This is a genomic window from Rhizomicrobium sp. (genome assembly GCA_037200045.1).
Taxonomy (GTDB): domain Bacteria; phylum Pseudomonadota; class Alphaproteobacteria; order Micropepsales; family Micropepsaceae; genus Rhizomicrobium.
Map to the genome: position 1 here is coordinate 1,069,133 of JBBCHM010000001.1, position 25,042 is coordinate 1,094,174.

Annotated in this window: 20 protein-coding genes and 1 riboswitch; of the genes, 10 read left to right on the top strand and 10 right to left on the bottom strand. The window is 66.6% G+C overall.

The window, feature by feature from the left end; all coding sequences use genetic code 11:
• Window positions 1-139: 139 nt before the first annotated feature.
• Together accB and aroQ are read right to left on the bottom strand one after the other, a co-directional pair.
• Complete coding sequence (accB, locus tag WDM86_04755; protein MEI9989329.1) at window positions 140-634, bottom strand: acetyl-CoA carboxylase biotin carboxyl carrier protein; 495 nt, start codon at window positions 632-634, stop codon at window positions 140-142.
• Window positions 631-1,071 carry a type II 3-dehydroquinate dehydratase gene (aroQ, locus tag WDM86_04760; GenBank protein ID MEI9989330.1) on the bottom strand — a complete coding sequence of 147 codons (441 nt, stop codon included), beginning with the start codon at window positions 1,069-1,071 and terminating at the stop codon, window positions 631-633. Before aroQ ends, accB begins: the two co-directional genes overlap by 4 nt.
• 160 nt (window positions 1,072-1,231) lie before the next feature.
• Window positions 1,232-1,336, top strand: a riboswitch (TPP riboswitch).
• Between aroQ and thiS the strand changes: the two genes are divergently transcribed.
• From thiS to WDM86_04775, 3 genes are all read left to right on the top strand, one after another.
• Window positions 1,329-2,327, top strand: coding sequence for a sulfur carrier protein ThiS (thiS, locus tag WDM86_04765; GenBank protein ID MEI9989331.1), 999 nt, complete (start codon window positions 1,329-1,331; stop codon window positions 2,325-2,327). Its footprint overlaps the riboswitch before it by 8 nt.
• Window positions 2,328-2,367: 40 nt before the next feature.
• Window positions 2,368-2,643, top strand: coding sequence for a hypothetical protein (locus tag WDM86_04770; GenBank protein MEI9989332.1), 276 nt, complete (start codon window positions 2,368-2,370; stop codon window positions 2,641-2,643).
• A complete protein-coding gene (locus WDM86_04775) occupies window positions 2,640-3,047 on the top strand; it encodes a type II toxin-antitoxin system VapC family toxin (protein MEI9989333.1) in 408 nt (135 codons plus the stop codon). The genes WDM86_04770 and WDM86_04775 overlap by 4 nt, the downstream gene beginning before the upstream one ends.
• Before the next feature lie 6 nt (window positions 3,048-3,053).
• Here the strand turns inward: WDM86_04775 and WDM86_04780 are convergent, their stop codons facing one another.
• Together WDM86_04780 and WDM86_04785 are read right to left on the bottom strand one after the other, a co-directional pair.
• A complete protein-coding gene (locus WDM86_04780; GenBank protein MEI9989334.1) occupies window positions 3,054-3,809 on the bottom strand; it encodes a thioredoxin domain-containing protein in 756 nt (251 codons plus the stop codon).
• A gap of 14 nt (window positions 3,810-3,823) precedes the next feature.
• Window positions 3,824-5,143, bottom strand: a complete 1,320-nt coding sequence (locus tag WDM86_04785; protein ID MEI9989335.1) for a M48 family metalloprotease — start codon at window positions 5,141-5,143, stop codon at window positions 3,824-3,826.
• A gap of 208 nt (window positions 5,144-5,351) precedes the next feature.
• Here WDM86_04785 and WDM86_04790 point away from each other — a divergent pair, with 208 nt between their 5' ends.
• Both WDM86_04790 and WDM86_04795 read left to right on the top strand, forming a co-directional pair.
• Window positions 5,352-6,809, top strand: coding sequence for a gamma-glutamyltransferase (locus WDM86_04790; protein ID MEI9989336.1), 1,458 nt, complete (start codon window positions 5,352-5,354; stop codon window positions 6,807-6,809).
• Window positions 6,810-6,850: 41 nt separating this feature from the next.
• Complete coding sequence (locus WDM86_04795; GenBank protein ID MEI9989337.1) at window positions 6,851-7,189, top strand: metalloregulator ArsR/SmtB family transcription factor; 339 nt, start codon at window positions 6,851-6,853, stop codon at window positions 7,187-7,189.
• 419 nt (window positions 7,190-7,608) lie between these two features.
• On the opposite strand, the gene WDM86_04800 is transcribed toward WDM86_04795, so the two are convergent.
• A complete protein-coding gene (locus tag WDM86_04800; protein ID MEI9989338.1) occupies window positions 7,609-7,749 on the bottom strand; it encodes a hypothetical protein in 141 nt (46 codons plus the stop codon).
• The gene (locus WDM86_04805; protein MEI9989339.1) at window positions 7,746-10,508 is read right to left on the bottom strand and encodes an Rne/Rng family ribonuclease; all 2,763 of its coding nucleotides are present in this window, start codon (window positions 10,506-10,508) and stop codon (window positions 7,746-7,748) included. The genes WDM86_04800 and WDM86_04805 overlap by 4 nt, the downstream gene beginning before the upstream one ends.
• A 998-nt stretch (window positions 10,509-11,506) precedes the next feature.
• Here WDM86_04805 and WDM86_04810 point away from each other — a divergent pair.
• The 4 genes from WDM86_04810 (at window position 11,507) to prfB (ending at window position 17,387) form a co-directional block, all read left to right on the top strand.
• On the top strand, window positions 11,507-12,304 hold the full coding sequence (locus WDM86_04810; protein MEI9989340.1) for an N-acetylmuramoyl-L-alanine amidase: 798 nt from the start codon (window positions 11,507-11,509) through the stop codon (window positions 12,302-12,304).
• A gap of 89 nt (window positions 12,305-12,393) precedes the next feature.
• A complete protein-coding gene (locus WDM86_04815) occupies window positions 12,394-14,826 on the top strand; it encodes a penicillin-binding protein 1A (GenBank protein ID MEI9989341.1) in 2,433 nt (810 codons plus the stop codon).
• Window positions 14,827-15,087: 261 nt separating this feature from the next.
• Window positions 15,088-16,140, top strand: a complete 1,053-nt coding sequence (locus tag WDM86_04820) for a ParA family protein (protein ID MEI9989342.1) — start codon at window positions 15,088-15,090, stop codon at window positions 16,138-16,140.
• A 115-nt stretch (window positions 16,141-16,255) separates the two neighbouring features.
• Window positions 16,256-17,387 (top strand): peptide chain release factor 2 gene (gene prfB, locus WDM86_04825; GenBank protein ID MEI9989343.1). Its coding sequence is split into 2 segments (ribosomal slippage): window positions 16,256-16,324 and window positions 16,326-17,387, totalling 1,131 coding nucleotides; the frame shifts between segments, so codons are not numbered across the junction.
• A 28-nt stretch (window positions 17,388-17,415) separates the two neighbouring features.
• Here prfB and WDM86_04830 read toward each other — a convergent pair.
• From WDM86_04830 to WDM86_04845, 4 genes are all read right to left on the bottom strand, one after another.
• Window positions 17,416-18,516 carry a hypothetical protein gene (locus tag WDM86_04830; GenBank protein MEI9989344.1) on the bottom strand — a complete coding sequence of 367 codons (1,101 nt, stop codon included), beginning with the start codon at window positions 18,514-18,516 and terminating at the stop codon, window positions 17,416-17,418.
• 281 nt (window positions 18,517-18,797) lie between these two features.
• Window positions 18,798-19,337, bottom strand: a complete 540-nt coding sequence (locus tag WDM86_04835) for a polymer-forming cytoskeletal protein (protein ID MEI9989345.1) — start codon at window positions 19,335-19,337, stop codon at window positions 18,798-18,800.
• The gene (locus tag WDM86_04840; protein MEI9989346.1) at window positions 19,324-20,763 is read right to left on the bottom strand and encodes a peptidoglycan DD-metalloendopeptidase family protein; all 1,440 of its coding nucleotides are present in this window, start codon (window positions 20,761-20,763) and stop codon (window positions 19,324-19,326) included. The genes WDM86_04835 and WDM86_04840 overlap by 14 nt, the downstream gene beginning before the upstream one ends.
• Window positions 20,764-20,909: 146 nt before the next feature.
• Window positions 20,910-21,377, bottom strand: coding sequence for a peroxiredoxin (locus WDM86_04845; GenBank protein ID MEI9989347.1), 468 nt, complete (start codon window positions 21,375-21,377; stop codon window positions 20,910-20,912).
• Window positions 21,378-21,510: 133 nt separating this feature from the next.
• On the opposite strand from WDM86_04845, the gene WDM86_04850 reads away from it, so the two are divergent.
• The gene (locus WDM86_04850; protein MEI9989348.1) at window positions 21,511-24,978 is read left to right on the top strand and encodes an AsmA-like C-terminal domain-containing protein; all 3,468 of its coding nucleotides are present in this window, start codon (window positions 21,511-21,513) and stop codon (window positions 24,976-24,978) included.
• The last annotated feature ends 64 nt before the right edge of the window (window positions 24,979-25,042 follow it).

Below are 25,042 nucleotides of genomic sequence, written 5' to 3' on the forward strand. Positions count from 1 at the left end.
CCCAGCGCTCGCGCAAGCGAGCGCAAGCAGTTCTGATTCACGCGGAGGCGCGGAGTCGCGGAGGCACGACTCCGCGTTCTCCGCGGCTCCGCGTGAATCCTCACCTTGCCCAGGCGGATGACCATCGGACCTGGCATGCCTAATTGAGGATGCAAAGGGTTTGCCCGAACTCGACCGGCTGGGCGTCGTCGACGCAGATTTCGCTCACCGTGCCGCCGCGCGGCGCCGTGATCGGGTTCATCGTCTTCATCGCTTCCACGATGAACAGCGTGTCGCCTTCCTTCACCGTCTGGCCGACGCTGACGAACGCCTTGGCGCCCGGCTCGGGCGAGAGGTACACCGTGCCGACCATCGGCGAGGGCACCGCGCCCGGATGGGGTCCGGCGGGCTTGGCCGGCGTCGCGGCGGACGCCGCCGCCGGGGCGGGCGCCGGCGCGGCGGCCATCACGGTGCCGCCGGTCTGCTTCGACACGCGCAGCCGCGCGCCGTTCGCCTCGATCTCGATCTCGGTCAGGCCGGTCTCCGTGAGGAGTTCGGCGAGTTCGCGGATCGCGCCGGGATCGACCAGCCCCTGCTTGGCCTTGCCGCCGGCGGACAGCCTGGCGCCGATCGATTTCATGTCCTTCATGTTCATGACGTGCCTTCGATGAGGACCGCCATCGCGTCGATGGCGGCCAGATAGCCCTGTTCCTTCAGTCCGCAGATCACGCCGGTCGCCACCTTGCTGACAAAGGAGCGGTGGCGGAAGGGTTCGCGCGCATGCGGATTGGAGAGATGCACTTCGATGATCGGCTTGCCCAGCGCCTTCAATGCGTCATGGATCGCGACCGAGGTATGGGTGTAGGCGGCAGCGTTCAGGACCACGCCCGAGCCCTTCTCGCGCGCCTCCTGGATCCAGTCGACCAGTACGCCCTCGTGGTTCGACTGGCGGAACACGACCGCAAGCCCATGGCTCTTGGCCCGCGCCGCCGTGCGCCGGCCGATCTCGTCCAACGTCGTCGTGCCATAGATCTCCGGCTCGCGCGTCCCCAGCAGATTGAGCGTCGGACCGTTCAGCACGTAGATCGGCAAGGCTTTGTTTCGGTTGCCGGATTTGGCCAAGAGAACTCCGGGAAGGGGGCGGATTCGCCTCTTATAGTCGCATGGGGCGCAAGCGCAAACACGGGGTTTATCGCCGCCGTCGCCGGGGCTATGGTCCAGCCGGAGCCTGCGCGAGAGCGTGAGCGACCAAGAAATGTCCCGGGGGCGCCGTTCGCGGCTGAGATGGGCATCCCGCCCAGTCCCTTTGAACCTGATCCGGCTCGTACCGGCGTAGGGAGAGGAGAACCATGAGCCTGAACGTCATCGTCAACGGCGAGCCCAAATCCTTCGACCGCTCGCTCAGCGTGCGCGGGCTTCTGGCCGCGCTCGGCCTGGACCCCAAGAAGATCGCGGTGGAGCGCAATCTGGAGATCGTGCAGCGCTCGACCTATGACGCAGTGCCGGTCGCGGACGGCGACAAGTTCGAGATCGTCCACTTCATCGGCGGCGGCAACGCGCCGGTTATTCCGCCGGTGGAGGACAAGCCCTTCGTCCTCGCCGGCCGGACCTACGCCTCGCGCCTCATCGTCGGCACCGGCAAGTACGCGAATTACGCCGACAACGCCCGCGCGCTGGAAGCCAGCGGCGCCGAGATCGTGACCGTCGCGGTGCGCCGCGTGAACCTCACCGATCCTGGCCAGCCCCGGCTGGTCGATTTCATCGATCCGAAGAAGATCACCTATCTGCCCAACACCGCCGGCTGCTTCACCGGCGAGGACGCGGTGCGCACGCTGCGGCTGGCGCGCGAGGCGGGCGGCTGGGATCTCGTGAAGCTCGAAGTCCTGGGCGAGAAGAAGCTGCTCTATCCCGACATGCTCGAAACGCTGCGCGCCACCGAGATGCTGACCAAGGACGGCTTCAAGGTGATGGTCTATTGCAGCGACGATCCGTTGATGGCCAAGCGGCTGGAAGACCTCGGCGCGGTGGCGATCATGCCGCTGGCCTCGCCGATCGGCTCGGGCATGGGCATCCAATCGACGGTCAATATCCGCCTCATCGTCGAGGACGCCAAAGTGCCGGTGATCGTCGACGCTGGCATCGGCACGGCCTCGGACGCGGCGGTGGCGATGGAGCTCGGCTGCGACGCGGTGATCTCCAACACCGGCATCGCGCATGCGAAGGACCCGGTGAAGATGGCGGCCGCGATGAAGCTGGCGGTGGAAGCCGGCCGCCTCGCCTGGCTCGCCGGTCGCATGCCGAAGAAGAACTACGGCGACCCGTCGAGCCCGATGACGGGATTGATTTGAGAGTGGCTGCACGCAGCGATTGTGGTACATTGCGTCTACCATGGATGAAACCAAGACCGTGAAAATCGAGGCGCGTGGCGGCGACCAGATGGTCCATCTGCCGGAGGAGTTTCATCTTCCAGGCGACACGGCGCGGGTGCGCCGGGTTGGAAAAAACATCGTGTTGGAACCGATCGAGGGGGAGAAACCGGCCACCCATGCCGATGTCGATGCGTGGTTTGCCAGGATTGACCGGCATGCGCAGGGCCGGTTCATGGAAGGTGGGCGTGAGCAACCGGCAATGCCTGATGACGATCCGTCGGAAATGTTCGAGTGAATTATCATTTCGATACAAACACAGCCATCGGTTTCATCAAGGGTTTTCCGAAAATTCGCCATCAAGCCGCGCAAGTGCTGGAGCGGCAATCTTCGATTTCGCTATCGAGCATCGTGCTTTTCGAGCTCTGGTATGGCGTCGCGAATGGGCACCGATTTCAGGAAGATGCGGCTGCGCTGAGGGCGTTTCTGGCCGAGCGTGTTCATGTCATTCCATTCGGCGATGCCGAGGCGAATGCCGCCGGCGAGATCCGGGCCACACTGAAGGCCGCCGGTACGCCGATCGGGCCGTACGATCTCTTGATCGCCGCGCATGCGGTGCGCCTCGGCGCCACACTCGTCACGGCCAATGTCCGCGAATTCTCGCGCGTGCCGGGCCTCAAATGGGAAGACTGGAGCGCCTGAGCGCCCTCACGTCCCCGTCATCTGCTTCAGCGTGTCCTCGTCGATCTCGCCGGAATGGACCTTGCCGTTGACGATGAAGGTCGGCGTGCCGTCGACACTCACCCGCTTCGCCAGCGCCCGCGCCGCCGCCAGCGTCTTGTCCGTCGCCGGGTCCTTCATGTCGGCGATCAGCTTGGTCATGTCGAGCCCGGACGCCTGCGCCACCCGCATCAGCGTCTCGAGGTCGATCGCGCCCGGCTCGCTCATCAGCGCGAAGGAGAACGGCACATATTTGTCCGGCTGCCGGCGCGCCGCGACCGCGGCCCGCGCCGCCGCCGTCGACATCTTGCCGAAGATCGGAAAATCGACGAAGGCGAAGCGCGCATTGTCCTTGTGCGCCTCGTAGAACGCCTTGATCGTCGGAAACGTGTTGCGGCAATGCACGCAATTGTAGTCGAAGAACTCGACCAGCGAGATCTTGGCGTTGGCCGGCCCCGTCACATAGGCGACCGCCGGATCGAAGAACGCCTTGGCGCCCGCCGTGTCGACCGCCGCCTGCCGCGCGCCTTCGGCGACGTCCGCCTGCCTCTCCTGCAGCGCCGCATAGCGCTCCTGGATCTCGGCGAAGATCTGCGGATGCGCCAGCAGATAGGCGCGCACCTGCCGCCCGTCGACCCGCGCCGTCGGGAAATAGCCCGTCGCCGCCGCGCCGAACACGATCCCCACCGCGATCGCCGCGCCGACCAGGGCGCCCAGCGCCGCGAACTTCCATTGTCCGGTCATGACGTCCCCGCCGCCTAGCGCTGCTGCTGCGCGCGCGCCGCGGGCATCGAGATCGCGACGATGTCGTTGGCGCGCTGCCAGTCCGGCGAGCCCTGTTCCAGGCCGTGGCGCGCCTTGTTGGCGAACATCGCCGCCGGCGCATAGGCGCCGACCGAGTAATAGCGCTCCGCCGTCGCCAGATCGGCCATCGGCTCGTTGCCCATCTGGCTATAGGCCTGCGCCGCCTCGTACCAGGCGAAGGGATCGTCGTCCTCCTGCTGCAGCGCGACCTTGAGGTTTTCGAGCGCCGGCTTGGCCAGCGCCGGCCGCTCGGTGGCGAGCTGCGCCGCGCCCAGCGCGACGCGCAGCTGCGGCGCGCTCGGCATCAAATCGACCGATTTCTGATAGGCCACGACGCCGAGTTCGGGCTTGGCCATGCTCACATAGATCTGGCCCAGCACCTCGTAGAAATAGGGATTGTTCGGCTCGTCCTTGATCAGGCTGTTGATCTCGGCCAGCGCGTTGGGCAAATCGGGCTTGCGCGAATAGGCCATGGCGCGGGCATAGCGCGCCGTCTCGCTTTTGTCGGTGAGCGGATAGCGGTTGAACACCACCGGCAGCGGCTCGACATAGCCGGCGAGCTTGGCCTGGATCATCTCGTATTCGTGCTCGACCGCCGGGTCTTCCGGCACGTCCTTGTAGGGCGAGGCCTCGACCTCGGCTTCGAGATTGGCGACGCGGTCGCGGCCCATCGGATGGTCGCTCGCGTAGGGGTCCATGCGGTCATAGGCGCGGGCCTCTTCGTCGGCGAGGCGGCTGAAGGTCGCCAGCAGCCCGCGCGGCGACTGATGCGTCTTGTTGAGCAGCTTGAGCGCGATCTGGTCGGCGGTGGATTCCTGCACCCGGCTGAAGGCGTTGAACTGGTTCTGCGCGATGCCCTGGCCGCCCATCAGGATCAGCATGCCGGCCTGGCCGGCGCCGGCCGCGATCGCCGCGATGCCGATCACCATCGACAGCAGCATCGGGATCGTCGCCTTCTGGATCGCCTCGGTGTCGCGCGACAGATGGCCGGCCACGATGTGCCCGGTCTCGTGCGCCATCACGCCCTTCAGTTCGAGCGAATTGCGCGCGAACATGATCATGCCCGACTGGATGAACATGTTCTGGCCTTCGGCGACGAAGGAGTTCACCGTTGGATCGTTGACGAGATAGATCTTCACGCCCGCCGGATCGAGGCCGCCGGCCTTGAGCAGCGGATCCTCATAGGAGCGCAGCGCGCGTTCGGTCTCGGTGTCGCGCAGCAGCATGATGCCCTGGGCCGCGGCCGGCCCGCCGAGCAGGCCGAGACTTCCCACGAACCCGACCAGAAATGCTATGGCTCGCGCGCGGCGCGACAGGAACGCTTTAACGCGCGCCAAACGGAGCGAAGGGTTGCAAAACGCCAAGGCTTGAACTCTCCTAACGGTTCGAAGCGCCCCCCGTCCGGTCGGGACCGTAGGTGGGCCGGGAACCCGCGTCAACGGACGCTTATTCAGCGTCCTTAACCATCAAGGATTTGTAACATTGAGGCTTCGTTCGCGGATTTTGGCTTGCGCTTCAAGCCTGCTGCTTCTGTCGGGCTGTTCCATCGGTCTCGGCTCGCTGGGCGGTGACGCCGACACCGGCGGCGCCGTCCCGGCCAGCACGCCGAGCACGCCCAGCAGCTCGGGCGGCGGCGGCATCGGCGGCCTCATCGGCCTGGGCGGCGGCGGCACGGCCGGCGCCAGGGCGCTCGCGGTCGGCGACGAGCCCTATGCGGTCAGGGTCGGCGCGTCGATCCTGCAGCAGGGCGGCTCGGCCGCCGATGCCGCGACCGCGATGTATTTCGCGCTGGCCGTGACCTATCCGGTCGCCGCGGGCCTCGGCGGCGGCGGCATCTGCATCGTGCGCGACCCGGCGACCAGCCACACGGAGGAGTTCGATTTCCTCGCCCGCGATTCCGGCGGCGGCGGCGCCTATGCGGTGCCGGGCAATGTCCGCGGCTTCGCGCTGATGCAGGGCATCTACGGCGCGCTGCCCTGGCAGCGCGACGTGGCGCCGGGCGAAGGCTATGCCTCGGCCGGCTTTCCGATCAGCCACGCGCTGTCGGACCGCATCGCGACCTTGAAGGACGTGATCCGCCTCGACGCCGCGCTCGCCGCCGAATTCCTCGACGAGACCGGCCAGGCCAAGGCGGCCGGCACCATCGTCACCAATCCCGATCTCGCCGCGACCCTTGCGATCGTCCGCACCGGCGGGCCGAACGCGTTCTATGGCGGCAATCTCGGCGCGCGCATCCTGGCCTATTCGGCGCAGCAGGGCGGCGCGATCAACGTGCGGGAGTTCGCGCGCTATCAGGCGACGCGCACCGCGCCGCAGGCGATCCAGCTCGGCAACCAATATGTCCTGCTGCCGTCGCAGCGCACCGGCGCCGGCGCCTTCTCCGGCGCCCTGTTCGAGACGCTGCAGCGCGCGATGGCGACGGACGCCGGCGCCGGCGATCTGCAGGCCGCGGTCGTCGTCGCGGTCAAGCAGGCGCTCGCGCGCTTCCACGTCACCGACCTGCCGCAGGATCTCGGCGCCACCGGCTTCGCCGCCACCGACCCGAGCGGGCAGGCGGTCGCCTGCGCCGTGACGATGAACGGCCCGTTCGGCTCGGGCCGCAATGCCCAGGGCACCGGCGTGACGCTGGCGCGCGCGCCCTCCAGCGGGCCGTCCGGCATCGCCGCCGCCTTCGTCACGCCGGTGATCGCGACCGACAGCGGCGGCGCGCTGACGCTGGCCGGCGCGGCCGCCGGCGGGCCCAACGGCACCGCCGCTTTGGGCTACGCGCTGGCGCGCCTGTCGCGCGGCGAGCAGGTGAGCCGCCGCTCCGATCTGCGCTCCACGGGCGTGGCGCCCTACGACACGATCAACGCCATCACCTGCCAGGGCGGCGCCTGCGTGGCGCTCCCCGACCCGGAATCGAAGGGCCTGGGCGCGAGCGGGGATACGGGGCGATAGCAGATGGCGCGGGCCAGCGGCCTCACGCTGCGCGAGACGCTGTGAAGGCGTCGCGGGCGCGGATCGACGGGGTGCTGTCGGCGCTGGCCGATCCGCAGCGCCGCCGCATCGTCGACCTCCTGTCGCAGCGGCCGCGGCCGGCGGGCGAATTGGCTGGGAGCGTCGGCGTCAGCGCCCCGGCGATGAGCCGCCATTTGCGCACGCTGCGCGAGACGGGCCTGGTGGAGGAGCGCCATGACGGCCTCGACGCCCGCGTCCGCGTCTATTCCTTGCGGCCCGAACCGATCGCCGAACTGAAGCGATGGCTGGAGGAAACCGAGGCGCTATGGGGCCGCCAGCTCGTCGCGCCGAAGGCGCATGTCGAAAAGCGCAAGCGGTGAGTGTCATCGCGGTTTCGGTCCGCGTCGCGGCGCGAGACCTTCGACATCTTCACCCGCGCCAAAAATATTTTCGCCGCCAATCGACCATCGTTCGCCGCATCGCAGCGCAAAACTTATCCCCGCGACAAAACGAAAACCTCCGCGTTCTCCGCGCCTCCGCGTGAAGCCTCTGTCGGATAACTCCGCCCAGGATTTATTTCCGCCGGCCCCTTGAACCGAGTCGGTCCAGGCACCAAATCTCTCAAATCCCCACAATTGCATCGACGCAAAACACGCACCGGTTTTCCGGCGCGCGCGCGTCGTGACATCGGAAGAAAAGATTCACACGAAACGGATGCACCAACTCGGACAGAGGAACCTCGCAATCGCTCGCGCCACGAGTCCGTCCGTCGTTCAATCAAGCCAGTTGTTGCGAACGCCTACGTCTTGAACGCCCGCTGCCACCAGCCCTTTTTCGGCGGCGAGGCCGGCTCGGAGGATTTCTCGTCCTTCGGCGTGGTGTCGATCTCCGCCGGATCGCTCAGCGACCAGGAAGGCGTCGACGCGGTGTTCGGGCTCACGCGCGGAGCATCGTCGCGCGGCGTGGTGTCGATCTCGTCGGGTTCGCCGAAGCGTCCCGCGCCGAACGAAGCCGGGGTCTGCGACACCGGCGCAAGCTCCGGCGCGGGCGGGTGACGGCGGCACGACGGCCGGTTCGCCCGCGGCTTCGGCGGGCTGTTCGACGTGCTCGCCGTTCGGCGCGAAGCGCTCGCGGTTGCCGCCGCGGCGGCCCCGGCGGCGACGCCGGCGGCGGCGCTGGCCTTCGGCGTCCTGGCCGGCCGCGTCGTTCGCTTGGGGTTGATGTTCGCTCGCGAACTCCTCGCCGCCCTCGGCCATGTCCTCCGGCCCGGCGGCGAATTCGCCGTCGCCGGCGTGCGGCGCCTCGGGCGCGGCCCTCGTGCGGCACCGGCGCCGGCGTCTCGCGCGGCGTGCCGGCGTCGCGCTGGTCGCGGCCGCGTCCGCTGCGATTGCGTCCGCCGCGGCGGCGCCGCCGCCGGCGGCCGTCGCCGTTCTCGGCCGGCTCGTGCTCTTCGCGCGGGCGCTGGTCTTCTTCCGGCTCGGCCGGCGTCTCGACCGCTTCGATCGCCTCGTCTTCCGCTTCGAGTTCCTCTTCCTCGACGACGTCGAGGTCCTCGTCCTCCTCGACGACCGGCGCCGGCGCATGGACCGGGCGCACGAAGTCTTCCGGATTGCGGTGGCCGACGCGGTCGATCTCGAACGCGCCCGCCATCAGCTCGGGCTTGGGCTCGAAATTGATGACGATGGAATATTCGCTCTCCAGCCGCGACAGTTCGCGGCGCTTCTGGTTCAGCGTGTACATCGCGACGTCGGCCGCGACCTTGACGGTCAGGCCCTCGGCGCGTTGCTTCTGCGCCTCTTCCTCCAGGCCGCGCAGCACGCGCAGCGAGGTCGACTCGACCGAGCGCACGATGCCCTGGCCGCCGCAATGGGGGCAAGGCACGGTCGAGCCGGCGATGACGCCGGCGCGCAGGCGCTGGCGCGACATTTCAAGAAGGCCGAACTGGCTGATCTTGCCGATCTGGATGCGGGCGCGGTCGTTCTTGACCGCGTCGCGGATGCGCTTCTCGACGTCGCGGTCGTTGCGGCCCTCTTCCATGTCGATGAAGTCGATGACGATGAGGCCCGCCAGGTCGCGCAGGCGAAGCTGGCGCCCGATCTCCTCGGCGGCTTCGAGATTGGTCTTGCGCGCCGTCTCCTCGATGGAGTGCTCGCGCGTCGCGCGGCCCGAATTGACGTCGATCGAGACCAGCGCCTCGGTCTGGTTGATGACGATATAGCCGCCCGATTTCAGCGTCACCGTCGGCTGGAACATCGCGTCGAGCTGCGCCTCGATGTGATAGCGCTGGAACAGTGGCACCGGCTCGGCATAGGGCTTCACGTTCTTGGCATGCGTCGGCATCAGCATCCGCATGAAGTCCTTGGCGTTGCGGTAGCCCGCCTCGCCCTCGACCGTGATCTCGACGACATCCTTGTTGTAGAGGTCGCGGATGGCGCGCTTGATGATGTCGCCTTCCTCATAGACGCAGGCCGGCGCGATCGAGTTCAGCGTCGTCTCGCGGATCGTGTCCCACATGCGCAGGAGGTATTCGTAGTCGCGCCTGATCTCGACCTTGGTGCGGTTCTCGCCCGCGGTGCGGATGATCAGGCCCATGCCCTCGGGCAGTTCCAGCGCCTGGGCGGCGCTCTTGAGCCGCTTGCGGTCGGCCAGGTTGGTGATCTTGCGGCTGATGCCGCCGCCGCGCGGCGTGTTGGGCATCAGCACGCAATAGCGGCCGGCCAGCGACAGATAGGTGGTGAGCGCCGCGCCCTTGTTGCCGCGCTCTTCCTTGACGACCTGCACCAGGATGATCTGGCGCCGCTTGATCACTTCCTGGATCTTGTAGTGGCGGCGGCGGACCCAGCGCTGCGACGGCTTCTGGGACTGAAGCGGCTGCGCCGGCTGGCCCTCGACGGCTTGTTCCGAGGCGGTCTGGATGTCCGGCACATTCTCGGTGACTTCGGGCACCGGCGTGTCGACATGGAAGCTTTCTTCGGCCGGCACATGCGCGGCGGAGGCGGCGACGGTCTGTTCGTCGACCACGCCGGCGCGCTGCTCGGCCTCGGCGACGGCGTCGATCTCGTCGTCCTCGTGGTTGTGATGGACGTGCTCGGGCGGCGCGGCGGCGACGGGCTCCTCGTCGTCCTCGTCGTCGTCTTCATCTTCGTCGTCCTCGATATCCTCGGCGCTGGCGACGCCGGGATGCTCGAAGACGTCTTCGTGGTCGTCCGTCGCGGCGGCCGCGACCGGGCCTTCCGGCTCCGGCCCGTCCTCGGTCGGCAGCGCGTCGGGCGCGACGTCGATCGTGCCGGCCGGCGCGGCTTCGGCGGCCGTCTCCTCCGGTTCGTCGTCTTCTTCCTCGTCGGAGATCGGCGGCTTCGGACCCGAAGAGATTTCGAACGATTCGATGTCGTCCTCGGAGCGGCGCCGGGCCTCGGCTTCCTGCTCGGCGATCAGCGCCTGACGGTCGGCGATCGGGATCTGGTAGTAGTCGGGATGGATTTCCGAGAAGGCGAGGAAGCCCTGCCGGTTGCCGCCATACTCGACGAACGCCGCCTGGAGCGAAGGCTCCACGCGCGTCACCTTGGCGAGATAGATATTGCCTTTGAGGGGCCGCTTGGTCGCGGCCTCGAAATCGAATTCCTCGACCTTGTTACCGTCGAGAACGACAACCCGGGTCTCCTCCGGGTGACTGGCGTCGATCAGCATGCGTTTGGGCATTGAACTCTCCGAGCGGCCGCGCTCGCGCACCCGCGCCGCGCCGTGGCGCGTTGCAGTGGAGGGGCCGCGTTGTTGGGGACAGGCGCCGGGCCGCCGCCGTCCGCAGGCTTGCTGCGGAATCGGGGAAAAGGGCTTGCGCGATGTCGGTCATTACAAAATTGGTCTTCAGCCGGCCGGGCCGGCGGCGGGATGCTGCTGCAATGGAGGGATTCCTGCGCTGGGCGCTCGAAGAGCCAGCCGGCGCGATCTCCGGACCACCGCACCGTCTCATCCGGTCACCCCTGTGACCGGCCGGCGCAGCACGTACATGTTGTAGGGGCCCCGTGCCGGGACGGCAAGAGAAACCCTCCGAATTCATTGTAAAGGCCGCAAGTGCTAAGGATTCGTCAATGGTTTACGGCCAGTTTCCATACATTACGGGGCGCCGCGGATGAATCGCCGTCTGGCCATGGTTTTGGGGTTTGGGGCGGCCGTCCTCCTGGTCGGCGCCGCCCTGGCCGCGTCCGACCCGTCCAGGGACGCGGACGACCTGATCGCCCATATCCTCAAGGACGACGGCCCCAAGCCCGCCCAGCCGCCCGCCGCCGGCCCCCCGGGCCAGCCGCCGGCCGCCGGTTCCCTGGCCTTGCCGGCCAAGCCGCCATCCGGGCCGGAACCGATCGTGATGAGCACCCGAATCGGCGAGCACGAGGACCGCACCCGCTTCGTCGTCGAGATGTCCGATCCGGTGAAAATGCGGGTCTTCACCCTCTCCAATCCCGACCGGGTGGTGATCGACATGCCGGCGGTGCAGTGGCACCTGGACGGCCCGCCGCGCCCCACCGGCAACGGCGCGGTGCACAGCTACCGTTACGGTCTGTTCCGCTCGGGCAATTCGCGCTTCGTGATCGACCTGAACAAGCCGATGAAGGTCAGCGACCCGCTCGTCCTGCCGCCCTCGGGCGGTTACGGCTATCGCGTCGTCATCGACCTGTTCCCGGTCCTCGCCCGATCAGTTCGTGCACAATTCCGGCTGGCCGGCCGACCTGAAGGCCCGCGAGGCTGCCGCCGAGCAGCTCGCCTCCCTGCCGCCGGCGCCGGTCGCGCCCACGGCGCAGAAGCACATTGTCGTCATCGACCCCGGCCATGGCGGCATCGATTCGGGCACCAGCGGCGTCAACGGCTTGCAGGAGAAGGATCTCGTGCTGGACGAGGCGCTGCGGCTCGGCCGCGAGCTGGTGCGCCGCGCCAACTACACCGTCCACCTGACCCGCGACACCGACGTCTTCATCCCGCTGAAGGAGCGGGTGACCATCGCGCGCTCGTGGCACGCCGACCTTTTCATCTCGCTGCACGCCGATTCGAACCCCGATCCGAACGTCAACGGCCTGTCGATCTACACCCTCTCGGAGAAGGGTTCGGACCGCGAGGCGGCCGCGCTGGCCAGCAAGGAGAATCAGTCCGACGTGATCGCCGGCGTCGATCTGGGCGGCGGCAACGCGACCGTGGCGCCGATCCTGTTCGACCTGGCGCAGCGCGACACCATGAACCGCTCCGCGCGCTTCGCGACCGGGGCGGTCGCCACGCTGTCCGCCGCGACGGACATTTTGCCGCGTCAGCCGCACCGCGCCGCGGCTTTCGTGGTGCTGAAGGCGCCCGACGTTCCCGCCGTCCTGATCGAGCTCGGCTATCTGTCCAACAATGGCGATGCCGGGCAGATGAACACGGTGCGCTGGCGCAACGGCGTCGCCAGGGCCATCGGCCAGGCCGTGGACGGGTATTTCGCGCCCGCAGTAACGGCTTCGCCCTCACCATGAGTGGGGAACAGGCAAAGACCTGAATTACCTTCCCAACGCCACAATCGGCCGATAAGAAAGCGGCCTCGAAGAGGGCTATAACAGCAGCCATGTTCCGGCGGATACTTGCTTATACGAGCTTGGCGCTCGGCGTCCTGGCGGCGGCCGGCGTGCTGGCCGCGGTCGTTGCCGTCTATCTCGTGACCCGCGACATGCCGAGCGTGGAGACGCTGCGCGACTACCAGCCGCCGGTCACCACCCGCGTCTATGCCGGCGACGGCACGCTGCTCGGTGAATATGCCCGCGAGCGGCGCATCTTCGTGCCGATCTCCTTCGTGCCCAAGCTGATCACCGAGGCTTTCACCTCGGCCGAGGACAAGAATTTCTACAGCCATCCCGGCATCGACCCGTCGGGCATCGCGCGCGCCGCGGTGAAGGACGTGTTCAACGTCTTCCAGCACAAACGCCTGGAAGGCGCCTCGACCATCACCCAGCAGGTCGCCAAGAATTTCCTGCTCAATTCGGACGTGAAGTTCAGCCGCAAGATCCGCGAGGCAATCCTCGCCATCCGCATCGACGCGACCTACTCCAAGGAGAAGATTCTCGAACTCTATCTCAACGAGATCTATCTCGGCGAGAACTCCTATGGCGTCGCCGCCGCGGCGCTGAATTATTTCGGCAAATCGCTCGACCAGCTCGACATCGCCGAGGTCGCGTTCCTCGCCTCGCTGCCCAAGGCGCCGTCGGAATTCGATCCGGTGCGCAACCACAAGGCCGCCTTCGACCGCCGCAACTGGGTCATCGGCCAGATGGAGGAGAACGGCTACATCACCGCGGACGCCGCCGTCGCCGCCAAGGCCGAGCCGCTCGTCACCCAGACCCGCGTCGCCGGCTCGCAGACCGAGGACGCCGACTATTTCGTGGAAGAGGTCCGCCGCGAGCTCTATGCCCGCTATGGCGAGCAGGCGCTCTATGACGGCGGCCTCCAGGTCCGTTCGACGCTCGACACGGCGCTGCAGAACTACGCGGTGAACGCGCTGCGCGCCGGCCTGGTGCGCTACGACCGCCGGCATGGCTGGCGCGGTACGACGAGCAACATCTCGGTGACGGGCAATTGGCAGGACACGCTGAAGGCGGTGGCCAACCAATCGGGCATCGAGACCTGGCGCGTCGCCGTCGTCCTGGATTTCGACGGCAAGGACGCGAAGATCGGCCTCGGCGACGGCACCACCGGCACCATCCCGTGGAGCGAACTCACCTGGGCGCGCCACGAGTCGAAGAATTCGCCCTATGCCGGCCCCGCGCCGGCCAAGCCCGCCGACGTCTTCAAGATCGGCGACGTGATCTATGTCGAACCGCTGGACGACAAGCCCGGCCTGTTCGGCCTGCGCCAGGTGCCGGAGATCAACGGCGGCATCGTCGCGATGGATCCGCATACGGGGCGCGTGCTCGCGCTGTCCGGCGGCTTCTCCTACGCATCGAGCCAGTTCGACCGCGCCTTCCAGGCGATGCGCCAGACCGGCTCGTCCTTCAAGCCCTATGTCTACGCCGCCGCGCTGGACAACGGCTACACGCCGGTGAGCAAGGTGCTCGACGCGCCGTTCGAGATGAACGACGGCTCGGGAAAGATCTGGCGGCCGAAGAATTTCGAGCGGCATTTCCTCGGCATGACGACGCTGCGTAGGGGCATCGAGCTGTCGCGCAACCTGATGACCATCCGCCTGGCCCAGGCCGTCGGCATGGACAAGGTGGTGCAATATCCGATCCGCTTCGGCGCTTACGATCACCTCGCGCCCTTGCTCTCGAACTCGATCGGCTCGGGCGAGACCACGCTCTTGAAACAGGTCACCGGCTATTCGGTGTTCGTGAACGGCGGCAAGCGCATCATCCCCTCGCTGATCGACCGCATCCAGGACCGCAACGGCAAGACCATCTGGCGCCACGACAGCCGCCCTTGCGACGGCTGCAATCTGGCGGACTATCAGGGCCAGGCCGAACCCTTGCTGCCCGACACCCGCGAGCAGGTGCTCGATCCGCAGACCGCCTACCAGATCGTCTCGCTGCTCGAAGGCGTCGTGCTGCGCGGCACCGGCCGTTCGGTCCTCGCCGTCGGCAAGCCGCTGGCCGGCAAGACCGGCACCTCGAACGATTCCAAGGATGTGTGGTTCGTCGGCTTCTCGCCCGACCTGGTCTGCGGCGTCTATGCCGGCTTCGACAATCCGAGGTCGCTGGGCGGCTACGAGCAGGGCGCCACGGTCTCGGCGCCGATCTTCCGCGACTTTATGAAGGGCGCGCTGTCCAACACGCCGGGCCTGCCGTTCCGCGTCGCGCCGGGCGTGGAGATCGTCAAGGTCGACTATCACTCGGGCGCGCCGTCGCCGTCCGGCATTCCCGAGGTCTTCAAGCCCAACACCGCGCCGGGCGAGCCCGACGCGCCGGGCGCCGAGATCGGCACCTCACCCTTCGCCGGCACCCTCCCGCCGACCACCCCCGGCGAAACCGGCGCGCCGACGGTCGATCCGGGGAATGGCGGGTTGTACTGACGCGGGGCGTGGCTCAGGTTGCAATCCAACCTATTCGATGAATGAGTGCGACAGCATGCCAATCAGCCCAAACTGCGATGGATGAGTGGATCAACGCGAAAATATTCAGTTGGTCCCGCCCATTCGATCGACGTACGCAGCTATGCGGCGAGATCCCCGTTCTAAAGCATCCACCAATTCCCCGTCGCGCGGCGTGACTTTTTGTAACAATAATACTTCCAGACGTGGCATAGAAAAGTTCACGGATGCAGCGAGGCTCCAATGGCGAGATATGCTTTCTGGAACAACAAAGGCGGAGTTGGAAAGAGCTATTTGACCTTTCAGGTCGCGTCTGAGTACGCGCATCAACACCCGGACCAGAACATCCTCGTCGTGGATGTTTGTCCGCAGGCAAACGCATCGAGCATGCTGCTTGGCGGAATTGAAGGCGGTGACCGCGTTTTGGACGAACTCGCTATTGGCTCGCCTCTTCGTACAATTAGCGGGTACATCGAGGACAGGATAACGAGCCCTTATGTCAATCCCCGCTCTGGAAGCGCGTATGCCTTGCGAGTGCGGTCTTACAATGGTGCCGTGCCCCCAAATGTCTTTTTGGTTGTTGGAGACGAGCAGCTTGAAATTCAAGCAGCCCGGGTCCTCGGCGCGACCACGCCCGGTCCAACGGACGCTTGGCGGGTGGTGCATCAGTGGCTCAGTGACCTAGTAACCGACATAGTCGCCGGGTGGGATCGGCCGTACACCGTATTTTTCGACTGCAATCCGAGCTTTACGATCTACACAGAGCTTGCGATGTCGGCATCCGATCGCTTGATAGTCCCATTCACGGCAGATGGATCGTCAAAGCGAGCGGTGCGCGCATTGTTGGCGCTACTTTATGGAGTTAGAAGAAATCCTGGTGTTCAGCAGTCTCAATTCTTCATAAACTCAAATAATTCGCGAATGACGATACCCGGTATTTACTCCTACGTTGGCAACAGGCTCACACAAAACTTGGGTCCGGCAAGTGCATTTCGAACTGTGGTGAACGAGATTGGCAGCGAAATTTTTCAAATATGGCAGGCGAACCCGAACCGATTTGTGATACATCCGAGCGGGTCGCCGCCGCCGCGTTCTCCGCAGGAATTTCGCCGTATGTTTCAAGCAGAAATCAATGACGCCAACACGGCATCAGTGGTGTCTGGAGCGCTCGGAATCCCGATTCGCGGTCTTGTAGCCGGCCCGAAGGACCTTGCTGGTAGATCCGTCATGGTCAATCAAACTCAATTGGATCGGCTGGTCCCAAATCTTGCGGACTTTGTTCAAACTATTGAATAGATTCTAGGTGCTTTTGGAACGCGGGGTTGTGTCAGTCGGCAAGCATTCCCTGTGGACTTGACGCTACTTTACGAATTCGGTCGCGATCCCTATATCCCGTCCCCGGAGAATCCCCATGCGCCCCGAGATCACCTGTACCGTCGAAGACATCCAGCAGGCCATCGCCCTGCTGAGGAGGCATCTTTGACTGGGATAACGCGCTGCGTCGCCTCGACGAGCTGAACGCCAAGGCCGAAGACCCTTCCATCTGGAACACCCCCCAGGCCGCGCAGAAGATGATGCGTGAGCGCCAGAAGCTCGACGCCTCGATCGGCGCCGTGCGGGCGCTCGACAATGAGCTCGCCGACGCACTCGGTCTGCTCGAGATGGCGGAGGGCGAGAACGACGCCGCCATGGTCGCCGACGCCGAGAAGACCATCCAGGCCCTGGCGACCCGCGCCGAGCAGCAGCGGCTGCAATCGATGCTCTCGGGCGAGGCCGACGGCAACGACACCTATCTGGAAATCCACGCCGGCGCGGGCGGGACGGAGAGCCAGGACTGGGCCGCGATGCTCGAGCGCATGTACACGCGCTGGGCCGAGAAGCACGGCTACAAAGTCGAATATCTGGAAGAGAGCGAAGGCGAGGGCGCCGGCATCAAATCGGCGACGCTGATGATCAAGGGCGATAACGCCTATGGCTGGCTGAAGTCGGAGGCCGGCGTGCACCGCCTGGTGCGCATCTCGCCCTTCGACTCCAACGCCCGGCGTCACACCAGCTTTTCCTCGGTCACCGTCTATCCAGTGATCGACCAGTCGATCGAGATCGACATCCCGGAGAAGGACGTGCGCATCGACGTCTATCGCGCCTCGGGCGCCGGCGGCCAGCATGTCAACAAGACGGAGAGCGCGGTGCGCATCACGCATCTGCCGACCGGCATCGCGGTCGCCTGCCAGACCGAGCGGTCGCAGCACCAGAACCGCGCCAATTGCTGGGAAATGCTGAAGTCGCGGCTCTACGAGATCGAGCTCAAGAAGAAACAGGACGAGACCGGCGCCTTCATCGGCGAGAAATCGGATATCGGCTGGGGCCACCAGATACGCTCTTATGTTCTGCAGCCCTATCAGCTCGTGAAGGACCTGCGCACCGGCGTCGAAAGCCGCACGCCGTCCGACGTGCTGGACGGCGACATCGACCCCTTCATGGCCGCCGCCCTTGCGCAGGCCGTCGGCGGCAAGCCGAAAGAGAAGATCGAAGACCTGGAATAACCTCTCCCGCAGAGCGGGAGAGGGACAATCAAAACCGCGTCTCGCTCACCCGCGTCCCCGGTAGCAGTCCCGCCTCGCGGTCGTCTTCCCAGCGCGCCGACACGGATGCCGCCACCGCGACCACCGCGCCGAACAGGAGCGCCAACGCCGTCCACAGGCTCGCATAGGCCGCCGCCTTGCGGGCCGTCTCCGCCGCCGCGACTTCGTCGTCATGGATGCGCCGCGTGACGTCCTCGACCCGCCGCTCGGCCGCCGGCCGCGACAGGCCGGTGTTGCTGGCGACCAGCATCGCGAGCTGTGCGCGATCCTCGCCGGAAAGCTGTTCGCCGTTCGCCATGCCGACCGTCAGGATGCGGCCCGCTTCCGCCTTGTCGGCGCCGAGCGGACGCAAGGTCGCCAGCGGTGCGGTCGCCACCGGCGTGACCGGAGCGCTCGAGGGTCCGGCGCCGAGGAAGACGGGATTGGCGCTGCTTCTGTCGGGCTCGGGCGGCGGCGCCGTCTGCGTGTCGATGGGTGTCATGGTCGTCGTATCGCTCGCCGGCGGCATGTCGGTCGTCGTGCCGTTGTCGGCCTGCGCGTATTGCCGCCAAGCCAGAGACGCCGATTGCGCCGTCGCCGGACGAAACAGTTTGTCGACCCAGTAGGAGGTGGTTGTGGGCTGCGCGTTGTCGCCGCGCGCACCGTTCGCCGAGGCGAGCGCGCCGTTTACCGCGCCATTGGCCGTCGCCGAACCGGCGGCCAGGGCGGACAAGGCGACGATCGTCGCCGTCGCCACCACCGCGATCGCCCAGGAAACCAGGCCGTGCGACCCGGCGCGGAAATCCTCTTCGCGACTGGTTTCGATCGCCGGCCCGATCAGGCGGCCGACGATGTGTCCGCCCGCGGCGAATCCGAAGGCCTGCGCCACGAGGAAATAGATCGCGCCCAGCGTCAGGAACGTGGTCGCGCCGCCGGTTGTCGCATGTCGCACGGTGACGAGCGACAGTCCGACGCCGGACCCGAGCGTCACGAGCAGGAACGTCACGCCCGCCGCGACGAAGGCGCCGGCAAAGGCGGCGCTCCAGGAAAACCGGCGCGGCGCCTCGCTGACGATGGTGGCGCCTTCGTCGACGATTGTGGTGACAGACATGGGTGTTCCCCGCGGGTGACAGCGCTCCAACGTCCGGGCGAGGAACCTGTTCCTTCGCTGCCGCGCGAATGAGCAGGCGGAACTCAAGGGAGCCTCGGGGATTACCTCGCCGATCTCATTCGGGGACCTGCATGCGCTCATTGATCCTGTGGCTGATCGGCATTCCGATTCCGATCATCATCATCCTGTGGCTGGTCATCGGCCACGCTTGACGGCCTGCAAACGAAAACCCCGCCTCGATCGCTCGAAGCGGGGTTCGTCTTGATCGAAAAGTCCGGCGCTTAGGGCTTGGCGGTCGCCAGGCCGGCGGCGGCCGGGGCATTGGTCATCGGACGCGACACCATCGAGGAGATGGCGGACGGCGCGCTCGCGGGGGCGGCCGGCGCGGCACGGAATTCGCTCGGCTTCTTGGCGACGGCGTCATCGGCCAAAGGATTGTCGGCGTGACGGCAATTGCCTTCGAAGAAGGCGCCGGTCTCGACCGCGAAGGCCTCGTGCAGGATGTTGCCTTCGACATGGCTGGTGGCGCAGAGCAGCACCTTGCGGGCGCGGATCGAACCCTGGACCCGGCCGCGGATGGTCAGTTCCTCGGCGAGGATCTCGCCATGGATGAACGCCTTGTCGCCGATCACCAAGCCGGCGGAGCGCACATCGCCCTCGACGCGGCCGTCGATCTGGATGTCGCCCGTCGAGATCAGCGTGCCGTTCACAACGAGATCGGCGCTGATGATGGAGGGTGCCGAGGAGCGGGCCGCGCGCTTGGCGGGCGGAACGTTCGCGGGCGGGGGCGGTGGGGCGGTGTCCTTCTTACTCGAAAACATGTCGGCCTGCCTCGATAAAGGTGCTCGGGTTTCTCATCACGTTGTCGTACCAGACCTCATAATGGACATGCGGTCCGGTACTGCGCCCCGTCGATCCGAGTCTGCCGATGGGCGATCCTTTGCCTACTCTAGCGCCGACATGGACGAGAATCGATGACATATGGCCGTAGCGCGTATGGATTCCGAAACCATGGTCAATTTCAACCATGTTCCCATATCCGCCGCGGTCGCCGGCGAATACGACCGTGCCGGGCGCCGTCGACTCGATGATCGAGCCCCAGGGTCCGGCGAAATCGACGCCGGGATGGAAGGAATAGCGTCCGGTGAACGGATCGATGCGGGCGCCGAAGCCGCTGGTGCGCTCGAATTGCGGGCCGGCGACCGGCGTGGTCAGCGGGATATGGCGCATCGCGCCGAGCAGCGAATTCATCTGGTCGAGCACGGCCGAGGCGCGCAGATAGGCGTTGGTGAAGGCCTGGTCGGCGATGCCGTCGACGCGCACGTCGGAGAGCGGCATTTCGGGTCCGCCGACACCTTCCACCGCGGCGAGGCGGCGGGTGTAGTCGTCGGGATTGATGCCGGTGTGGCGGATGACGTTCTGGATACGGGAGACGCCCTCGGCGACCTCGCTCTGCGTCCGCGACATCAGCTGGGTTTCGACGAGGCCGATCTGCGCCACGCGGGTGGTCTGCTCGGCGAGCACGCGCAGGGCCGGATGCTGGGCGAAGGCGGCGGCCGAAGGCGCCGCCTGGCTGGCCGGTCTGGAACCGAACAGAAGCCCGGTGATGTGGTCCATGGCGCCGCCGAAATCCAGGAAGCTCGCCTTGGTCGGCTTGGCGGTGCGCGGCTGCGGCGCCGGCGGCTGCGGCAGGACGGAGAGCTCGGAGGAGCCGCCGGCGTCGATCGGAGCGGCGTCGGCGGGCGGCGGCGAGTTGTCGATGCTGTCGCTCGGCGCGCCCGTATCGCCTGTGTCGGCGGGCGCCGGGCCGCCGGTCCGGATGCCGGTATTGGCGAGGCCGGCGATCGTGGAATCGACCTGCCGGCGGCGGTCGAGGAATTTCTGGATCGTGTTCTGCTTGATCTGCAGCTCGTCGGCGGTCGCCTTGAAGCGGTCCTCGGCGCTGACCAGCGCGCCGTTCAACTCGTCGTAGGAGAGCTGAAGGTCGGCGACGCGGTTCTCATAGGCCGAGGTGAGCTGCTGGGTGCGCCGGTCCTTCGCCGCGATGATCCGGTCCTTGAAGATGACGTTGACGGTGGCGAACGCCACCCAGCCGAGAAAGATCAGGGAGAGGCCGGCGAGGGTGGCCTGGAGCGTCGGCCCGAAGGTGAAGAACTGAACCCGCCCGTCGCTGCGGATATAGACCTGCCGCTCCGGAAACGTTTCATGGAGCCAAGCCCAGACGCGCTCGACGAGCGTCCCCGCCATGCCGACATTTCCCTTGTTTGCGTCTTTTTCACCAAACCCAACGGGGCGCATTTCACTTAAGTGGCGGCGTCGAATCAAGCTCTTACCCCAGAAAAACGACCTTGAGGTTAACCTTGGGCCGATCCCCCGGCGCGGTTGGTGCGGTTTCATACGAGCTTTTTCGCCTCGGCCAGTACATCCTCGACGTGTCCGGCCACCTTCACCTTGCGCCAGATATGGCGGATGACGCCCTTGGCATCGATCAGGAAGGTCGACCGCTCCATGCCCATGTATTTGCGGCCATACATGCTTTTCTCCACCCAAACCCCGTAATCCGCCGCCGTCTGGGTCTCCGGATCGGAGGCCAGGGCGATCTTGAGCTTGTATTTGGCCTTGAACCGGTCGTGGCTCGCCACCGTGTCCTTCGATGCGCCGATCACGGCGACGCCCAACGCCTCGAACTTCTTGAGGCTGTCGGAAAATCCGACCGCTTCCTTGGTGCAGCCCGTCGTGTCGTCCTTGGGATAGAAATAGAGGACGAAGGGTTTTCCTTTCAGAGCGGCGGTCGAAACCTCCCCGCCGGTGTCGCTCGCAAGACGGAACTTCGGTGCCTTGTCGCCCGGTTTAAGGTCCATGATGTCCCGTCGGTGAGATGAGGCGTTTACCCGGCCCTTAACTATGGGCCATAAGCTGATACCTGAATCGAGATCGCGGGCCAAGCGCCGGTCCGCTTTATCCGCGTTCTTCCGGGGGTTAGAGGAAGGTCCGTTGACCCAAGACCGCCCCGTCAGCGCCGATCGAGCCGCTGTCCGCACGACCCTGGCCGAGGCCTGGAACGCGTCCTTTGTGGGCCGCTACGTGAAGTCGCACCACATCAGCCGCACCGCGCTGATCGTGAGCGCGCTGGGTGTTGCCGTTCTGTTCTTCGCGGTGGGTGCGGCACTGCGGCTTTTGGTCGGCCCGATCTCGCTGGGGCCCCTCTCGGGACAGATTTCCGACGCCCTGGCCCAGGCGCTGCCCGGCATCACGGTCAAATACGACCAGGCCGCCGTCGAATGGTCGCGCGACCAGGGCCGGGTCAACCTCGTCGTGCTGGGGGCCAGGGTGTTCGATTCCAAGGGCCGCATCATCGCCCAGGCGCCGCAGGCCGACATCGACCTCGCGGCCCAGCCCTTTTTGCGGGGCGATGTCGTCGTCACCCGCATCACGCTGGTCGGCGTGCAGCTCACCATGGTGCGCAACGCCGACGGCACGCTGCGCCTGGGCGTCGAGCACGACGACAGCCAGAAGGACATCATCAGCCGCATCACCGACGCCATCAACAAGAGCAGCTCCAGCGCCTCCTCGCTCGAGGCCTTCGCGGTGCGCGACGCGCGCGTCGCCTTCCTCGACGAGACCACCGGGCTCTTCCTGGTGGCGCCCAAGGCCGATGTCCGCATCGCCAATTCGGGACCCGACCTCGTCGCCTCGATCGAGGCCGACATCGAGGTCAGCGGCCGCGCCGCGCATATCGCGGGCGAGCTGCGCCTGCCGCCGCGCACCGGGCCGGTCAAGGGCCATATCGAGGTCCATCATCTCGACGTCGCGGCCCTCGGCCGCAACGCCAAGATGTTCGCCTTCCTGCAGAGCGTCGCGATGACGGCGGACTTCTCGTCCGACTTCGCGGTTTCGGGCTCGCATCTGCTGAACGCCGATTTCTCGCTCGACGGCGCGGGCACCGCCGCGCTGGTCGGCCTGCGCAACCCGGTGCGCGTGTCCTCGCTGCACCTGTCCGGCCGCTACGACCGCACCACGGCGCGCCTGACGCTGGCGGACGCCTCGCTCGTGTCGGACCGGCTGCGCGCCCATGTCGTGGGCGGCATGGACCTGGTCTACGATCCAAGCGGCGCGATCGCGCGGCTCGGCGTCGATCTCACCGCCGACAAGACCGCGCTCCAGGTGCCCGGCACCTTCGCGCAACCGGTCTTCGTGCCGCTGGCGCAGTTCAAGGGCAGCTATGTGCCGGCGACGCACGACATCCTGATCGACAGGCTGAGCACGACGGGCGGCGCCCTGGTGCTCGCCGCCTCGGGCCGGATCACGCTGGTGGACAAGCAATCGCCGGTGATGGACCTGACCGGCCGCATCGAGCCGCTCGCCATTCGCGACATGCTGCACTACTGGCCGCTCGACATCGGCGGCGGCGCCCGCGACTGGATCGCGAGCAACATCTTCGCCGGCACGCTCGGCCCCGTCGTGTTCGAGACCCATCTGCCGGCCGGCGCGCTCGACCTTCCGGTCGTGCCGGATGGCGCGCTGCTGATGACCTTTCCGATCACCAATGCCGAGCTGAGCTATATGGAGGGCCTGACGCATATGACGGGCGTCACCGCCAATGCGAAGCTGACGGGAAACTCCTTCGGCGCGGACATCCTGCGCGCTCGCATCGGCCCGCTGGTGCTGTCGAAAGGCCGCGCCGTCATCCCCGATCTCAGCGCGCCGAGTTCGCCCGGCGACATCGCGGCCCATATCGACGGCTCGATGACCGATCTGCTCAAGCTGACCGATCTGAAGCCGCTGAACTACGCCACCCGCTTCGGCATCGATCCCAACGCGACGGCGGGCAAGGCGGCGATCGATCTCACCGTCCATCTGCCGATGCGCAAGAATCTGAGCATCGACGACATCGCGATCGCGATCAAAGCCGTTTCCACCGGCTTCGGCATATCGCTCGGCAAGAACACGCGGCTGAGCGACGGCGCGGTGACCTTCGATGTCGACAACACCCATCTGCACGCCTATGGCAGCACCAATCTGGCGACCTCGCGCCTCGCCATCGACTGGGTGGAGGACTTCAAGTCCACCGGCGCCGTCACCACCGTGGTCGGCATCAAGGGACCGCTCGACCAGGCCGGCCGCGAGGCGCTCGGCTTCCATGCGACGGACTATCTGAAGGGGCCGATCGGCGTCTCCGGCACGCTGACCGGCAAGCGCGGACAGCTTATCGCCGGCGATCTCGCGCTCGACCTCACGCCCGCGACGCTTTCGCTCGACCTCGTCGGCATCAGCAAGCCGATGGGCTTTCCGGCCTCGGCGCACGCGCTCCTGACCTTCGGGCCGGGTAGCCTGCTGCGCGGCGCCAATGTCACCATCGCGGGGCCGAGTCTGCAGGCCGCGATGACCGCCGTCTTCGACGACAATGGCCGGCTGGTATCGCTGAACGCGCCGTCGGTCAAATCGGGCGCCGCCAACGATTTCGCCTTCAGCCTGACGCGCAATGCCGCCGGCGTCGATATCGCCGTGCACGGCCGTTCCCTCGACGGCACCCAGATCGCCCGCCGCGGCAGCAGCAGCGGCGCCGGCGCCAAGGACGCGGCGGCCGCGAGCAACGCCACCTTCGCCGAGCCTTTCCATATCAATGCCAAGCTCGACCGCCTCGCGCTGCGCAACGGCATCGCCATCGCGCCCTTTGCGCTCGATGTCAGCGGCACGGCGGAGCGTCCGGCGGCGATGACGCTATCGGGCCGGCTCGGCAAGACCGGCACGCTTTCGGGCAGCATCGCGCCCGCCGGCAACGACCGCCGCCTGACGCTCCAGACCAACGATTTCGGAACGCTGGCCCACGGTCTGTTCGGCTTCGCGAGCATCAAGGGCGGCAAGCTCGATCTTCAGGCGACGCTGCACGGCCCCGCCGCCGCGCCGCCCACGACGGTGGTCGACCCCGCCAACGACTATGAGGGCACGGTGCGCCTCAAGGATTTCCGCCTCCTCAACCAGCCCTTCCTGGCGCGGCTGTTCAGTGCCGGCTCGCTGGTCGGCTTCGGCAATCTGATGCAGGGCGGCGGCATCGAGGTCGACGACTTGAAAGTGCCGTTCACCGCCAAGAACGGCGTCCTGGGCATCCTCAACGCGCGCGCCAGCGGCCCGGCGATCGGCGTCAGCGCCGAAGGCTATATCGACCGGCCCAAGAACGAGATCGCGCTCAAGGGCACGTTGGTGCCGCTGTTCGGCATCAACAGCGCGCTCGGTTACATCCCGCTGCTCGGCGACATTCTCGTCTCCAAGCCGGGCGAGGGCATCATCGGCATGGTCTACAGCGTCGAGGGCAACGCCGACGAGCCGCAGGTCAGCATCAATCCCTTGTCGATGGTGACACCCGGCTTCTTCCGCCGCATCTTCGAGGGCAACATGCCCAGCGCCGCGAACGCCCCGTCGAACGCGGCGCCGGCCGCACCGACAAACGCTCCGAAGCCTTAAACCTAAGACATGCTGTCATCCCCGGCGAGCCGTGCGCGCAAAGCGCGCACGGCGAGGGAAGGGG

What these genes read in the sequence shown, in the direction of transcription:
- WDM86_04815 (MEI9989341.1), top strand. Translation starts at nt 12,394, where the DNA reads ATGTTCCGGCGGATACTTGCTTATACGAGCTTGGCGCTCGGCGTCCTG.
- WDM86_04830 (MEI9989344.1), bottom strand. Translation starts at nt 18,516, where the DNA reads ATGTCTGTCACCACAATCGTCGACGAAGGCGCCACCATCGTCAGCGAG.
- WDM86_04840 (MEI9989346.1), bottom strand. Translation starts at nt 20,763, where the DNA reads ATGGCGGGGACGCTCGTCGAGCGCGTCTGGGCTTGGCTCCATGAAACG.
- WDM86_04780 (MEI9989334.1), bottom strand. Translation starts at nt 3,809, where the DNA reads ATGACCGGACAATGGAAGTTCGCGGCGCTGGGCGCCCTGGTCGGCGCG.
- WDM86_04770 (MEI9989332.1), top strand. Translation starts at nt 2,368, where the DNA reads ATGGATGAAACCAAGACCGTGAAAATCGAGGCGCGTGGCGGCGACCAG.
- accB (MEI9989329.1), bottom strand. Translation starts at nt 634, where the DNA reads ATGAACATGAAGGACATGAAATCGATCGGCGCCAGGCTGTCCGCCGGC.
- WDM86_04820 (MEI9989342.1), top strand. Translation starts at nt 15,088, where the DNA reads ATGGCGAGATATGCTTTCTGGAACAACAAAGGCGGAGTTGGAAAGAGC.
- WDM86_04845 (MEI9989347.1), bottom strand. Translation starts at nt 21,377, where the DNA reads ATGGACCTTAAACCGGGCGACAAGGCACCGAAGTTCCGTCTTGCGAGC.
- WDM86_04835 (MEI9989345.1), bottom strand. Translation starts at nt 19,337, where the DNA reads ATGTTTTCGAGTAAGAAGGACACCGCCCCACCGCCCCCGCCCGCGAAC.
- thiS (MEI9989331.1), top strand. Translation starts at nt 1,329, where the DNA reads ATGAGCCTGAACGTCATCGTCAACGGCGAGCCCAAATCCTTCGACCGC.
- WDM86_04805 (MEI9989339.1), bottom strand. Translation starts at nt 10,508, where the DNA reads ATGCCCAAACGCATGCTGATCGACGCCAGTCACCCGGAGGAGACCCGG.